Here is a 13,719-nt window from a genome sequence, read left to right as displayed (position 1 = left end):
TCCGCCGCGTGGTAGGGCTTCGCCCCCGGACCCCCGGACCCCCGGACCCCTGGGGTCCAGGGGCGAAGCCCCTGGTAGCGGGAAGGGGCGGGGAGGGGGAAGCGCCGCTATGCGGCTCCGCCGCGTGGTCCGCCGGGCACCCCGTGGGCTCCGTCCCTGGGCGCCGCCCGTGCCCGCCCTCCCGCCTCGCGCCGTAAGGTCCCACCCCCGCTCAAGGGCGTTTCGCGCATCGGGGACAATGGCGTGGGAGCGTTCGCCCCCCGAGCGCCCGGACAAGGCGCGTACAGCTACGAGGAGAATTCATGGCGGGTCACGACCACGGACACACCCCGGCCGCCTGGACCGGTGTCACCATCGCCTTCGTCGGCTTCTGCGTCGCCGGCGCGTTCACCGTGGCGGCCAACCCGCTCGGCTTCTGGGCGGGCATGGTGATCATCGTCCTCGGCGGTGTCGTCGGCGCGGCGATGCGCGCGGCCGGGCTGGGCATGCCCAAGGCGCAGCACCCGCCGCAGCCGAAGCCCCAGCCGCAGCCCGCGGCGCAGTCGCAGACGCAGACGCAGAGTTGAGCCCCGGCGCGGCCCGGGGCCGTGCTCGCCTCCACCACACGCGGCACTGAGCCGTACGGAGGCTGGCGCACCGGCCCTGAGCTGCGCCTTCGTGGATCCCCGGGCAGACTCGGCGGTGTGACCGATCCACCGTCGACCGCCCTCGTCCCCCTGGTGCGGCGTCTGGCCGCCCCGTTCGGCGTGCTCGCGGGCGTTCTCGCCGCCTTCGGCTACGTGGGCGCCGTGGACCCCCGGGAGCCCGGCCACTACCCCGTCTGCCCGCTGCTGCGGCTGACCGGGCTGTACTGCCCCGGCTGTGGCGGGCTGCGCGGTGCCCATGCCCTGGCCCATGGCGATCTGGCGGCCGCGCTGCGTGACAACGCCCTCGCCGTCGGCTGTTACGCGGCTTTCGCCGTCTGCTGGGCGGTGTGGTGCGTGCGCGGACGCTTCCCGGCGCCGCGGCTGTGGCACGCGGGGGCGCTCGGCGTGGTGGCCCTGGTCTTCACAATCGTCCGGAATTTCCCGTTCGGGGGACTACTGGTGCCGTGACCGTTGTTGTGTATGTGCATGTGGTGGGCGTCCGCGTCAACCGGATGCGAGACCTCGGCCTACCGGCGGCTACCATCGCAGTGCCAGGTGGCGCGGTGGACCGCCCCACCCGGTACAGATTCAGAAGCTTCATCCCCGTCACGGAAGGGGGCCGCTCGGTGAGTGTGCTCGACGAGATCATCGACGGAGTCCGTGCCGACCTCGCGGAGCGGCAGGCGCGCGTCGCCCTCGACGAGCTCAAGGAGCGGGCGGCCAAGGCCCAGCCGGCGAAGGACGGTGTCGCGGCGCTCAAGGGCGACAGCGTCAAGGTGATCTGCGAGGTCAAGCGGTCCAGCCCCTCCAAGGGCGCGCTCGCCGCGATCGCCGACCCCGCCGGGCTCGCCGCGGACTACGAGGCGGGCGGCGCGGCCGTGATCAGCGTGCTGACCGAGCAGCGCCGCTTCGGCGGATCGCTGGCCGACCTGGAAGCCGTAAGGGCGAAGGTCGACATTCCGGTGCTCCGTAAGGACTTCATCGTCACCTCGTACCAGCTGTGGGAGGCGCGGGCGCACGGCGCCGACGTCATCCTGCTGATCGTCGCCGCGCTGGAGCAGCAGGCGCTGGTCTCGCTCATCGAGCGGGCCGAGTCGATCGGGCTGACGCCGGTGGTCGAGGTGCACGACGAGGAGGAGACGGCCCGGGCGGTCGACGCCGGGGCCCGGGTGATCGGCGTCAACGCGCGCGACCTCAAGACCCTCCAGGTGGACCGCTCGAATTTCGCCCGGATCGCACCGGAGATCCCGGACCATATCGTCAAGATCGCGGAGTCCGGGGTGCGCGGCCCGCACGACCTGATCGCCTACGCCAACGACGGCGCGGACGCGGTGCTGGTCGGCGAGTCCCTGGTGACCGGGCGCGACCCCAAGGCCGCGGTGGCCGATCTGGTGGCGGCGGGCGCCCATCCGGCGCTGCGCCACGGCCGGGACTGACGACGGGGCGGGATCGGCGGACCATGGAGACGTACGCGCGCCTGGCACGGGGCTGTCGGCCCCGGGGCTGCCGCGCGCCCGCGAGGCGGGTGCGGGGGCGGCGCGTGCGCTACCACATCGGATGCGAGCCGGGGCAGATCAACGGGCGGCGATGGCGCCGGGCGGCAGTGCGCTGAGCGCACGCCGCACGCTCCCCCATCCATCCCACCCGTAGTGGGCCATCCCATCTGTCGCGGGGCGCTGCCCCGATCGAGGAGTACGTCGCATGTCCTCTGATTTCTTCATCCCTGACCCGGAGGGCCAGGTGCCCAGCGCCGAGGGGTATTTCGGTGCCTTCGGCGGCAAGTTCATCCCCGAGGCACTCGTCGCCGCGGTCGACGAGGTCGCCGCCGAGTACGAGAAGGCCAAGGCGGACCCCGCCTTCGCGGCCGAGCTCGAGGATCTGCTGGTCAACTACACCGGTCGGCCCAGCGCGCTGACCGAGGTGTCGCGGTTCGCCGAGCACGCCGGGGGTGCCCGGGTCTTCCTCAAGCGGGAGGACCTCAACCACACTGGCTCCCACAAGATCAACAATGTGCTGGGGCAGGCCCTGCTCACCAAGCGGATGGGCAAGTCCCGCGTCATCGCCGAGACCGGCGCCGGTCAGCACGGGGTGGCCACGGCCACCGCGTGCGCGCTGTTCGGGCTCGAGTGCACCATCTACATGGGCGAGATCGACACCCAGCGGCAGGCGCTCAACGTGGCGCGGATGCGGATGCTGGGCGCCGAGGTCATCGCGGTGAAGTCCGGCAGCCGCACCCTCAAGGACGCCATCAACGAGGCGTTCCGGGACTGGGTCGCCAATGTGGACCGCACCCACTACCTCTTCGGCACCGTGGCCGGACCCCATCCCTTCCCGGCGCTGGTGCGCGACTTCCACCGGGTGATCGGCGTGGAGGCGCGGCGGCAGATCCTGGAGCGGACCGGGCGGCTGCCGGACGCGGTCGCGGCCTGCGTGGGCGGCGGTTCCAACGCGATCGGGCTGTTCCACGCCTTCCTGCCGGACGAGGGCGTGCGGATCGTCGGCTTCGAGCCCGCCGGGCACGGCGTGGCCACCGGGGAGCACGCGGCCACGCTGAGCCAGGGCGAGCCCGGGATCCTGCACGGCTCCCGGTCCTACGTCCTCCAGGACGAGGACGGCCAGATCACCGAGCCGTACTCGATCTCGGCCGGTCTCGACTACCCCGGCGTCGGCCCTGAGCACGCTTATCTGAAGGACATCGGCCGCGCCGAGTACCGGGCGGTCACCGACGACGAGGCCATGCGGGCGCTGCGGCTGCTGTCGGAGACCGAGGGCATCATCCCGGCGATCGAGAGCGCCCACGCGCTCGCGGGCGCCCTGGACATCGGCCGGGAGCTGGGGAGCGACGGCCTGGTGCTGGTCAATCTCTCCGGGCGCGGTGACAAGGACATGGACACGGCGGCCCAGTACTTCGGGCTCTACGACCAGCAGGGCGACGAGGGGGCGAAGTGATGGCCGGGAACCTGGAACTGCTGGGGTCCGTCCTGGCGAGTGCCAAGGACGAGGGGCGCGCCGCGCTCGTCGGCTATCTGCCCGCCGGTTTCCCCACCATCGACGGCGCGGTGGACGCGATGACCGCCATGATCGAGGGCGGCTGCGACATCGTCGAGGTCGGGCTGCCGCACAGCGATCCGGTGCTCGACGGGCCGGTGATCCAGACCGCCGACGACATCGCGCTGCGCAACGGGGTCCGGATCCGCGATGTGATCCGCACGGTGGGGGAGGTGCACGCCCGCACCGGCGCCCCGATCCTGTGCATGACGTACTGGAACCCCGTGGACCGGTACGGCGTCGAGCGGTTCGCCGCCGACCTCGCCGAGGCGGGCGGCGCGGGCTGCATCCTGCCCGATCTGCCGGTCGAGGAGTCGGAGATCTGGCGGAAGGCCGCCGAGCAGCACGGTCTGGCGACCGTGTTCGTGGTCGCGCCCAGCAGCCGTGATGAGCGGCTGGCGAAGATCACGGCGGCGGGCAGCGGTTTCGTCTACGCGGCGTCCCTGATGGGCGTCACCGGAACGAGGGAATCGGTGGGACAGGAGGCGCGCGCTCTGGTGGAGCGCACCCGCGCCACCACCTCGCTCCCGGTGTGCGTGGGCCTCGGCGTCTCCAATGCCATCCAGGCGGCGGAGGTCGCGGTGTTCGCCGACGGGGTCATCGTGGGCTCGGCCTTCGTCAAGCGGCTGCTGGACGCCGAGGGCGACACCGAGGCCGGTCTGGCGGGGCTGCGTGAGCTCGCGGGTGAGCTGGCGGAGGGCGTCCGCACCGCCCGTTAGAGGGTCGCTCGTTCGAGGGAACACGGGGCGGAGGAGCTCAGCGGTGCTCCTCCGCCTCGTTAGGCGAGGGCGTGAGCCAGAGAAACCGTGAGGGAAAGCGCGGCGCCCGAGAGCGCCTGCGGGAACAGCGCGAGCGGGACCGGGCGCGTGCGAAGCGTAAGCGGACGCTGGGCGTCCTGGGGGCGGTGGTGGCCGTCCTCGGCGCGGCGGTGGGCGTGGGCATGATCGCGTCCAGGACCGACGACGACTCGGGGAAGTCGGGCAGCGCCCTGGTGCCGCCGCGCGGAGCCGTCGGCAAGGGACGGCTGGTGATCCCCTCGGGGAAGTCGGAGAAGTCCGGGCAGGAGGGGAAGGCGGGGAAGGCGGGCCCGGTGACCCTGACGGTCTACGAGGACTTCCGCTGCCCGGGGTGCAAGCAGTTCGAGGACGTCTTCCGCAAGACCGTCCACGAGCTGCAGGACACCGGCCGGATGAGGGTCGAGTACCACCTGGTGACGATCATCGACAGAAACCTCGGCGGCACCGGTTCGCTCCGCGCCGCGAACGCGGCGGCCTGCGCCCAGGACAAGGACCCCGCGAAGTTCCGGGCGTACCACGATGTGCTCTACCGCCACCAGTCCCAGGAGACCCGGGACACCTACGCCGACAACGGCAGGCTGATCAAGCTCGCGGACCAGGTCCCCGGGCTGGTCACGCCCGCCTTCCGGCGTTGCGTCGAGGACGGCCGGCATGACGCCTGGGTACGCAAGTCCAACGACGTCTTCGCCCACTCCGGCTACGCCTCCACGCCGACCGTGCTGCTGGGCGGAAAGTCGATCTACGGCGACCCCAAGAAGCCGCTGAGCCCCAACAAGCTCAAGCGCATGGTCCTCGCGGCGGCCCGCGACTGATCCTTGTTACGCAGCCGTTGCCGGGTGGGTTGCCGCATCTCCCGCCCGGCACGGTAGCGTCGGTCCTGTCATGGACCTCCTCGCTTATATTCCCAGCCCGTCGTCCGGCGTGATCTATCTCGGTCCGGTCCCGCTGCGCGGCTATGCCTTCTGCATCATCATTGGCGTCTTTGTCGCGGTCTGGTACGGCGGGCGGCGCTGGGTCGCCCGTGGCGGCCGGGTCGGCACCGTCGCCGACATCGCCGTCTGGGCGGTGCCCTTCGGCCTGGTCGGCGGCCGCCTCTATCACGTCATCACCGACTACGAGCTGTACTTCACCGACGGCCGTGACTGGGTGGACGCCTTCAAGATCTGGCAGGGCGGCCTGGGGATCTGGGGGGCCATCGCGCTGGGCGCGCTCGGCGCCTGGATCGGCTGCCGCCGCCGGGGGATCCCGCTCCCGGCGTACGCCGACGCCATCGCCCCCGGAATCGCCTTCGCCCAGGCCATCGGGCGCTGGGGCAACTGGTTCAACCAGGAGCTGTACGGCAAGGCCACCACGCTGCCCTGGGCGCTGAAGATCGACGGCGACGCCGACGCGGGCCGGGTGGCCGGCACGTACCACCCGACCTTCCTGTACGAGTCGCTGTGGTGCGTCGGTGTGGCGCTGCTGGTGATCTGGGCGGACCGCCGCTTCAAGCTGGGGCATGGCCGGGCGTTTGCCCTCTACGTCGCGGCGTACACCGTGGGCCGCTTCTGGATCGAGTACCTCCGGGTGGACGACGCCCACCATGTGCTGGGGCTGCGGCTCAACAACTGGACGTCCGTCGTGGTCTTCCTGGCCGCGGTGGCCTATCTGGTGATCGCCGCGAAGCGGTCCCCGGGCCGCGAGGAGGTCGTGGAACCGGCCGCGGACGAGGACGGCGCGGCCCCGGTCCCCGAGACGAGCGGCGACGTCACGACCAAGAGCGCGGCCAAGGCGGCCAAGAGCGACGGCGCGGACGCGGACGAGGCCGGTGCGATGGCCGCCGAGGCGGAGCCCACCAAGAATCCCTGATCCGCGCCGAGATGCGCCCAGCGGGCCGCCGGACCCCTCGGGGTTTGGCGGCCCTTCTGCGTTTGCGCAGGTCAGCGAGGTAAGTTCGGCCTTCCTTGCTGGCGGAGCGGGGGAATTCGTGCGTACCTTCGAACCGTTGGGGTGAGGGCCGCATCGCCACACCCTTCTCGAAGGGAGCACATCTTCATATGTCCGTCATTGACAGCGCCGAGTCACCGCACATCGCCCACCGCGACAACCACACCCACCGTGATGTGAACGGCGGCTGGCTGCGCCCCGCCGTCTTCGGGGCCATGGACGGACTGGTCTCCAACCTGGCGCTGATGACCGGTGTGGCCGGTGGCGCCGTGGACCGGCAGACCATCGTGATCACCGGTCTCGCGGGCCTCGCGGCCGGTGCCTTCTCGATGGCCGCCGGTGAGTACACCTCCGTCGCCTCCCAGCGCGATCTGGTCCAGGCCGAGCTGGAGGTGGAGCGGCGCGAGCTGCGCAAGCACCCGGTGGACGAGCTGGAGGAGCTGGCCGCGCTCTACGCGTCGCGCGGGGTGGAGCCGGCCCTGGCCCGTGAGGTGGCCGAGCAGCTCTCCCGCGACCCCGAGCAGGCGCTGGAGATACACGCCCGCGAGGAGCTGGGCGTGAACCCGGACGATCTGCCGTCGCCGCTGGTCGCGGCGGTGTCCTCGTTCGGCTCCTTCGCGCTGGGCGCGCTGCTGCCGGTGCTGCCGTATCTGCTGGGCGCCTCGGCGCTGTGGCCGGCCCTGCTGCTGGCGCTGATCGGGCTCTTCGGATGCGGTGCGGTGGTGGCGCGGGTGACCGCCCGGAGCTGGTGGTACAGCGGGCTGCGGCAGCTGGCGCTGGGTGGCGCGGCGGCGGGTGTGACCTATGCCCTGGGCGCTTTCTTCGGAACGGCCGTAGGATGACAGTCATACGGCGAGCCGCATAATCACGCCGTTACTCCTCGGTTTCGATCCTTTTACGGGCGGGCATAAGCCCGAAGCGCTTGGGCAGTGTCGCCCGATCCGCGCCATGGCGACGCCGGTCGCCCCATTCCCAGTGCCCGTACTGCCTTACCTCACCCCACCCGTGGGGTGTCCGCATGATGAAACGGAATTTCCGGTTCCCGAGATTCGCCCCATCATGTAACCTGCACGAAATTCTCGCGGAGGGCCAACGTCGTCCCTCGGCACACGCAAAATGCCATGACGACGACGGGAGAGCCGATGCGTTCCGCATCCCACCCTGCCCGCCAAGGGATGTACGACCCGCGCAATGAGCACGACGCCTGTGGCGTCGGCTTCGTGGCGACCCTCACCGGCGAGGCCAGCCATGAGCTCGTGGAGCAGGCTCTCACCGTGCTGAGGAACCTCGAGCACCGCGGCGCCACCGGTTCCGAGCCCGACTCCGGCGATGGCGCGGGCATCCTCGTCCAGGTTCCGGACGCCTTCCTGCGGGCCAGTGTGACCGGCTTCGAGCTGCCCGAAGCCGGCGCCTACGCGGTGGGCATCGCGTTTCTCCCGGAGGGTGAGACCGAGGGTGCGGCCGCCGCGGAGCACATCGAGCGGCTCGCCGCCGAGGAGGACCTGACCGTCCTCGGCTGGCGCGAGGTGCCCGTCGCCCCCGAGCTGCTGGGCAACGGGGCCCGGACCACCATGCCCGCCTTCCGTCAGCTCTTCGTCACCGACGGCACCACCACCGGCGTGGCCCTGGACCGCAAGGCGTTCATGCTGCGCAAGCGCGCCGAGCGCGAGGCGGGGGTCTACTTCCCCTCGCTGTCCGCGCGCACCCTGGTCTACAAGGGCATGCTGACCACCGGTCAGCTGGAGCCGTTCTTCCCGGACCTCTCCGACCGCCGCTTCGCCACCGCCGTCGCGCTGGTCCACTCCCGGTTCTCCACCAACACCTTCCCGAGCTGGTCGCTGGCCCACCCGTACCGCTTCGTTGCCCACAACGGTGAGATCAACACCGTCCAGGGCAACCGCAACTGGATGCGCGCCCGGGAGTCCCAGCTGGTCAGCGACCTGTTCGGGGAGAAGGGCCTGGAGCGGATCTTCCCCGTCTGTACCCCGGACGCCTCCGACTCGGCGACCTTCGACGAGGTCCTGGAGCTGCTCCACCTCGGTGGCCGCTCGCTGCCGCACTCGGTGTTGATGATGGTCCCCGAGGCGTGGGAGAACCACCCCTCCATGGACCCGGCCCGGCGCGCCTTCTACCAGTACCACTCCACGATGATGGAGCCCTGGGACGGCCCGGCCTGTGTCACCTTCACCGACGGCGTCCAGGTCGGCGCCGTGCTGGACCGCAACGGTCTGCGGCCCGGGCGCTACTGGGTCACCGACGACGGTCTGGTCGTGCTCTCCTCCGAGGTCGGCGTCCTGGACATCGACCCGGCCAAGGTGGTCCGCAAGGGCCGGCTCCAGCCGGGCCGGATGTTCCTGGTCGACATCGCCGAGCACCGCATCATCGAGGACCACGAGATCAAGGCCGAGCTGGCCGCCGAGCAGCCGTACGGCGAGTGGCTCGAGGCCGGTCTGATCGACCTGGCCGACCTCCCCGAGCGCGAGCACATCGTGCACACCCACGCCTCGGTCACCCGCCGTCAGCAGACCTTCGGGTACACCGAGGAGGAGCTGCGCGTCCTGCTCGCGCCGATGGCCAAGGCCGGTGCCGAGCCGATCGGCTCGATGGGCACCGACTCGCCGATCGCCGCCCTCTCCGAGCGGCCGCGGCTGCTGTTCGACTACTTCACCCAGCTGTTCGCGCAGGTCACCAACCCGCCGCTGGACGCGATCCGCGAGGAGCTGGTCACCTCGCTGATCTCCTCGCTGGGCCCGCAGGGCAATCTGCTGGAGCCGACCTCGGCCTCCTGCCGCAGCGTCGCCCTGCCCTTCCCGGTGATCGACAACGATGAGCTGGCCAAGCTCATCCACATCAACGCCGACGGGGACATGCCGGGCCTCAAGGCGGCGAACCTCTCGGGCCTGTACCGGGTCGGTGGCGGCGGTCAGGCGCTCGCCGCCCGGCTGGACGAGATCTGCGCCGAGGCCGACCGCGCCATCGAGGACGGCGCCCGGCTGATCGTGCTCTCCGACCGTCACTCGGACGCCGAGCACGCCCCGATCCCCTCGCTGCTGCTCACCTCCGCGGTCCACCACCACCTCATCGGCACCAAGCAGCGCACCGAGGTGGGGCTGCTGGTCGAGGCGGGCGACGTCCGCGAGGTGCACCATGTCGCGCTGCTGATCGGCTACGGAGCCGCGGCCGTCAACCCGTACCTGGCCATGGAGTCGGTCGAGGACCTGGTCCGGGCCGGCACCTTCCTGCCCGGTGTCGAGGCCGAGACCGCGATCAAGAACCTCATCAAGGCGCTCGGCAAGGGCGTCCTGAAGGTCATGTCCAAGATGGGCATCTCGACCGTGGCCTCCTACCGGGGCGCGCAGGTCTTCGAGGCCGTCGGCCTGGACGAGTCCTTCGTGGACGCCTACTTCCACGGCACCGCCACCAAGATCGGTGGCGCGGGCCTGGACGTCGTCGCCAAGGAGGTGGCCGCCCGCCACGCCAAGGCGTACCCCGCCTCCGGTGTCCCCTCCGCCCACCGCTCGCTGGAGATCGGCGGCGAGTACCAGTGGCGCCGCGAGGGCGAGCCGCACCTCTTCGACCCCGAGACGGTCTTCCGGCTCCAGCACTCCACCCGGTCGCGCCGCTACGACATCTTCAAGAAGTACACCGAGCGGGTGAACGAGCAGTCCGAGCGGCTGATGACGCTGCGCGGTCTGTTCTCCTTCAAGGGCGAGCGCCACTCGATCCCGATCGACGAGGTCGAGCCGGTCAGCGAGATCGTCAAGCGGTTCTCCACCGGCGCCATGTCGTACGGCTCCATCTCCCAGGAGGCGCACGAGACCCTCGCCATCGCCATGAACCAGCTGGGGGCTAAGTCCAACACCGGTGAGGGCGGCGAGGACTCCGACCGGCTGCACGACCCCGCCCGGCGCTCCTCGATCAAGCAGGTGGCCTCCGGCCGCTTCGGCGTGACCAGCGAATACCTGGTCAACTCCGATGACATCCAGATCAAGATGGCACAGGGCGCCAAGCCCGGCGAGGGCGGCCAGCTGCCCGGCCACAAGGTCTACCCGTGGGTGGCCAAGACCCGGCACTCCACCCCGGGCGTCGGCCTGATCTCCCCGCCGCCGCACCACGACATCTACTCGATCGAGGATCTCGCCCAGCTGATCCACGACCTGAAGAACGCCAACCCGCGGGCCCGGATCCACGTCAAGCTGGTCTCCGAAGTCGGCGTCGGCACGGTGGCCGCGGGCGTCTCCAAGGCCCACGCCGATGTGGTGCTGATCTCCGGCCACGACGGCGGCACCGGCGCCTCGCCGCTCACCTCGCTCAAGCACGCGGGCGGCCCCTGGGAGCTCGGCCTCGCCGAGACCCAGCAGACGCTGCTGCTCAACGGGTTGCGCGACCGCATCGTGGTGCAGACCGACGGCCAGCTGAAGACCGGCCGTGACGTGGTGATCGCCGCGCTGCTCGGCGCCGAGGAGTTCGGCTTCGCCACCGCGCCGCTGGTGGTCTCCGGCTGCGTCATGATGCGCGTCTGCCACCTGGACACCTGCCCGGTCGGCATCGCCACCCAGAACCCGGTGCTGCGCGAGCGCTACAGCGGCAAGGCCGAGTTCGTGGTGAACTTCTTCCAGTTCATCGCCGAGGAGGTCCGCGAGCTCCTCGCCGAGCTGGGCTTCCGCTCCCTGGAGGAGGTCATCGGCCACGCCGAGCTGCTGGACACCGCCCGCGCCGTTCAGCACTGGAAGGCGCAGGGCCTGGATCTCGCCCCGCTGCTGTACGTGCCCGAGCTGCCCGAGGGCGCCGTCCGCCACCAGGCGATCGAGCAGGACCACGGCCTGGCCAAGGCGCTCGACAACCAGCTGATCAAGCTGGCGGCCGACGCGCTGAACGCCGAGAGCGCCGAGGCCGCCGAGCCGGTCCGGGCCCAGGTCGCGATCCGCAACATCAACCGGACCGTCGGCACCATGCTCGGCCATGAGGTGACCCGTACGTTCGGTGGCGAGGGCCTGCCCGAGGACACCATCGACATCACCTTCACCGGCTCGGCCGGGCAGTCCTTCGGCGCGTTCCTGCCCCGCGGGGTCACGCTGCGGCTCGAGGGCGACGCCAATGACTACGTCGGCAAGGGCCTGTCCGGCGGCCGCGTGATCGTCCGCCCGGACCGGGGCGCTGACCACCTCGCCGAGTACTCGACGATCGCGGGCAACACCCTCGCGTACGGCGCGACCGGCGGCGAGATGTTCCTGCGCGGCCGGGTCGGCGAGCGGTTCTGTGTCCGCAACTCCGGCGCCACGGTCGTCTCCGAGGGCGTGGGCGACCACGGCTGTGAGTACATGACCGGTGGCCACGCGGTCGTCCTCGGCCGCACCGGCCGTAATTTCGCGGCCGGGATGTCCGGCGGCATCGCCTATGTGATCGACCTCGACCCGGACAACGTCAACGTCGATCTGCGGGACGCCGTCGGCGCACTGGACGAGACCGACCAGCGGTGGCTGCACGACGCGGTGCGCCGCCACCACGAGGAGACCGGCTCCACCGTCGCGGGCGCGCTGCTCGACGACTGGGAGACCGCCCGCACCCGCTTCAGCAAGATCATCCCCGCTACGTACCAGGCCGTGCTCGCCGCCAAGGACGCCGCCGAGCGTGCCGGGCTCTCCGAGTCCGAGACCCACGAGAAGATGATGGAGGCGGCGATCAATGGCTGACCCCAAGGGCTTCCTGAGCACTGACCGCGAGGTCGCCGAGACCCGCCCGGTGGACGAGCGCGTCAAGGACTGGAACGAGGTCTACGTCCCCGGTTCGCTGCTGCCGATCATCAGCAAGCAGGCCGGCCGGTGCATGGACTGCGGCATCCCGTTCTGCCACAACGGCTGTCCGCTCGGAAACCTCATCCCCGAGTGGAACGACTACGCCTACCGGGAGGACTGGCGCGAGGCCAGCGAGCGGCTGCACGCGACCAACAACTTCCCGGAGTTCACCGGGCGGCTGTGCCCCGCCCCGTGCGAGTCGGCCTGTGTGCTCGGCATCAACCAGCCGGCGGTGACCATCAAGAACGTCGAGGTCACCATCATCGACAAGGCGTGGGACTCCGGTGACGTCACCCCGCAGCCGCCCGAGCGGCTCAGCGGCAAGACCGTCGCCGTGATCGGCTCGGGCCCGGCGGGCCTGGCCGCCGCCCAGCAGCTCACCCGGGCCGGTCACACGGTCGCCGTCTATGAGCGGGCCGACCGCATCGGCGGGCTGCTGCGCTACGGCATCCCCGAGTTCAAGATGGAGAAGCGGCACATCAACCGCCGTATCGAGCAGATGCGCGCGGAGGGCACCAAGTTCCGCACCGAGACCGAGATCGGCCGCGACATCGACGCCGCCAAGCTGCGCAAGCGGTACGACGCCGTGGTCATCGCGGCCGGCGCCACCACCTCGCGCGACCTGCCGGCCCCGGGCCGGGAGCTGAACGGCATCCACTTCGCCATGGAGTACCTGCCGCTCGCCAACAAGGTGCAGGAGGGCGACCTCACCACGTCCCCCATCACCGCCGAGGGCAAGCACGTCGTGGTCATCGGCGGCGGCGACACCGGCGCGGACTGCGTCGGCACCGCCCACCGGCAGGGCGCCGCCTCCGTCACCCAGCTGGAGATCATGCCCCGGCCGGGCGAGGAGCGGCACGCGGGTCAGCCCTGGCCGACCTTCCCGATGCTCTACAAGGTCACCTCGGCGCACGAGGAGGGCGGCGAGCGGATCTACTCCGTCTCCACCACCCACTTCGAGGGCGACGAGGACGGCAACGTCCAGTGGCTGCACCTGATCGAGGTGGAGTTCAAGGACGGCAAGCTGGAGCAGAAGCCGGGCACCGAGCGGAAGATCCCGGCCCAGCTGGTCACCCTCGCCATGGGCTTCACCGGCACTGACCAGAAGAACGGCCTGGTCGAGCAGTTCGGCCTGGAGCTGGATGAGCGCGGCAACATCGCGCGCGATGCCTCCTTCGCCACCAATGTGCCGGGTGTCTTCGTGGCCGGTGACGCGGGCCGCGGCCAGTCGCTGATCGTCTGGGCCATCGCCGAGGGCCGCTCCGCGGCGCGCGGGGTGGACCACTATCTGGCCGGGGCCAGCGAACTGCCCGCCCCGATCCGCCCCACCGACCGGGCCCTCATGGTCTGACCCGGTCTCCCGGCTTTCCCGGATCTCCGCCCGTACAACGGCGTACGGACCGGCCGCGGGGGGGGGGGGCGGGCGCGGCGGGCCGGGGGGGGAGGGGCGGAGCCTCCTCCAACGCGGCCGGCTGTCGGGCGCGGAGCTGGAGATCTGCCATTTGGGCGCGCTGTTCGACGCGGCGT

11 protein-coding genes are annotated in these 13,719 nt (G+C 71.1%); all 11 read left to right on the top strand.

What is annotated here, in order from left to right:
- Positions 1-302 precede the first annotated feature (302 nt).
- The 11 genes from ACFXB5_RS43165 to ACFXB5_RS43115 all read left to right on the top strand — a co-directional run bounded on the left by ACFXB5_RS43165 (position 303) and on the right by ACFXB5_RS43115 (position 13,543).
- Positions 303-566: an HGxxPAAW family protein gene (locus tag ACFXB5_RS43165; protein ID WP_385219110.1), complete on the top strand. Its 264-nt coding sequence runs from the start codon at positions 303-305 to the stop codon at positions 564-566.
- Positions 567-683: 117 nt separating this feature from the next.
- Positions 684-1,094, top strand: coding sequence for a DUF2752 domain-containing protein (locus ACFXB5_RS43160; protein ID WP_385219109.1), 411 nt, complete (start codon positions 684-686; stop codon positions 1,092-1,094).
- Between the two features lie 158 nt (positions 1,095-1,252).
- Positions 1,253-2,062 (top strand): indole-3-glycerol phosphate synthase TrpC, encoded by an 810-nt coding sequence (gene trpC, locus ACFXB5_RS43155; protein WP_020872130.1) that lies wholly within the window; start codon positions 1,253-1,255, stop codon positions 2,060-2,062.
- Between the two features lie 23 nt (positions 2,063-2,085).
- Positions 2,086-2,238, top strand: coding sequence for a tryptophan biosynthesis modulator TrpM (gene trpM, locus ACFXB5_RS43150; protein ID WP_372453215.1), 153 nt, complete (start codon positions 2,086-2,088; stop codon positions 2,236-2,238).
- 89 nt (positions 2,239-2,327) lie between these two features.
- The gene (gene trpB, locus ACFXB5_RS43145) at positions 2,328-3,575 is read left to right on the top strand and encodes a tryptophan synthase subunit beta (RefSeq protein WP_385219107.1); all 1,248 of its coding nucleotides are present in this window, start codon (positions 2,328-2,330) and stop codon (positions 3,573-3,575) included.
- Entirely contained in the window at positions 3,575-4,393 is an 819-nt protein-coding gene (gene trpA, locus ACFXB5_RS43140; RefSeq protein WP_385219105.1) for a tryptophan synthase subunit alpha, read from the top strand. Before trpB ends, trpA begins: the two co-directional genes overlap by 1 nt.
- A gap of 71 nt (positions 4,394-4,464) precedes the next feature.
- Complete coding sequence (locus ACFXB5_RS43135; protein WP_385219103.1) at positions 4,465-5,283, top strand: DsbA family protein; 819 nt, start codon at positions 4,465-4,467, stop codon at positions 5,281-5,283.
- 70 nt (positions 5,284-5,353) lie between these two features.
- Positions 5,354-6,319, top strand: coding sequence for a prolipoprotein diacylglyceryl transferase (gene lgt / locus ACFXB5_RS43130; RefSeq protein WP_385219101.1), 966 nt, complete (start codon positions 5,354-5,356; stop codon positions 6,317-6,319).
- A 188-nt stretch (positions 6,320-6,507) separates the two neighbouring features.
- On the top strand, positions 6,508-7,239 hold the full coding sequence (locus ACFXB5_RS43125) for a VIT1/CCC1 transporter family protein (RefSeq protein WP_385219099.1): 732 nt from the start codon (positions 6,508-6,510) through the stop codon (positions 7,237-7,239).
- A gap of 300 nt (positions 7,240-7,539) precedes the next feature.
- The gene (gene gltB, locus ACFXB5_RS43120) at positions 7,540-12,090 is read left to right on the top strand and encodes a glutamate synthase large subunit (RefSeq protein WP_385219098.1); all 4,551 of its coding nucleotides are present in this window, start codon (positions 7,540-7,542) and stop codon (positions 12,088-12,090) included.
- Positions 12,083-13,543 (top strand): glutamate synthase subunit beta, encoded by a 1,461-nt coding sequence (locus tag ACFXB5_RS43115; RefSeq protein ID WP_385219096.1) that lies wholly within the window; start codon positions 12,083-12,085, stop codon positions 13,541-13,543. Before gltB ends, ACFXB5_RS43115 begins: the two co-directional genes overlap by 8 nt.
- Positions 13,544-13,719 lie beyond the last annotated feature (176 nt).

The organism is Streptomyces sp. NPDC059455 (genome assembly GCF_042750115.1).
Lineage (GTDB): Bacteria > Actinomycetota > Actinomycetes > Streptomycetales > Streptomycetaceae > Streptomyces > Streptomyces endocoffeicus.
This window is presented reverse-complemented; position numbering and strand designations above follow the sequence as displayed.

What these genes read in the sequence shown, in the direction of transcription:
- ACFXB5_RS43165 (WP_385219110.1), top strand. Translation starts at nt 303, where the DNA reads ATGGCGGGTCACGACCACGGACACACCCCGGCCGCCTGGACCGGTGTC.
- trpM (WP_372453215.1), top strand. Translation starts at nt 2,086, where the DNA reads ATGGAGACGTACGCGCGCCTGGCACGGGGCTGTCGGCCCCGGGGCTGC.
- trpB (WP_385219107.1), top strand. Translation starts at nt 2,328, where the DNA reads ATGTCCTCTGATTTCTTCATCCCTGACCCGGAGGGCCAGGTGCCCAGC.
- trpA (WP_385219105.1), top strand. Translation starts at nt 3,575, where the DNA reads ATGGCCGGGAACCTGGAACTGCTGGGGTCCGTCCTGGCGAGTGCCAAG.
- lgt (WP_385219101.1), top strand. Translation starts at nt 5,354, where the DNA reads ATGGACCTCCTCGCTTATATTCCCAGCCCGTCGTCCGGCGTGATCTAT.
- ACFXB5_RS43125 (WP_385219099.1), top strand. Translation starts at nt 6,508, where the DNA reads ATGTCCGTCATTGACAGCGCCGAGTCACCGCACATCGCCCACCGCGAC.
- gltB (WP_385219098.1), top strand. Translation starts at nt 7,540, where the DNA reads ATGCGTTCCGCATCCCACCCTGCCCGCCAAGGGATGTACGACCCGCGC.
- ACFXB5_RS43115 (WP_385219096.1), top strand. Translation starts at nt 12,083, where the DNA reads ATGGCTGACCCCAAGGGCTTCCTGAGCACTGACCGCGAGGTCGCCGAG.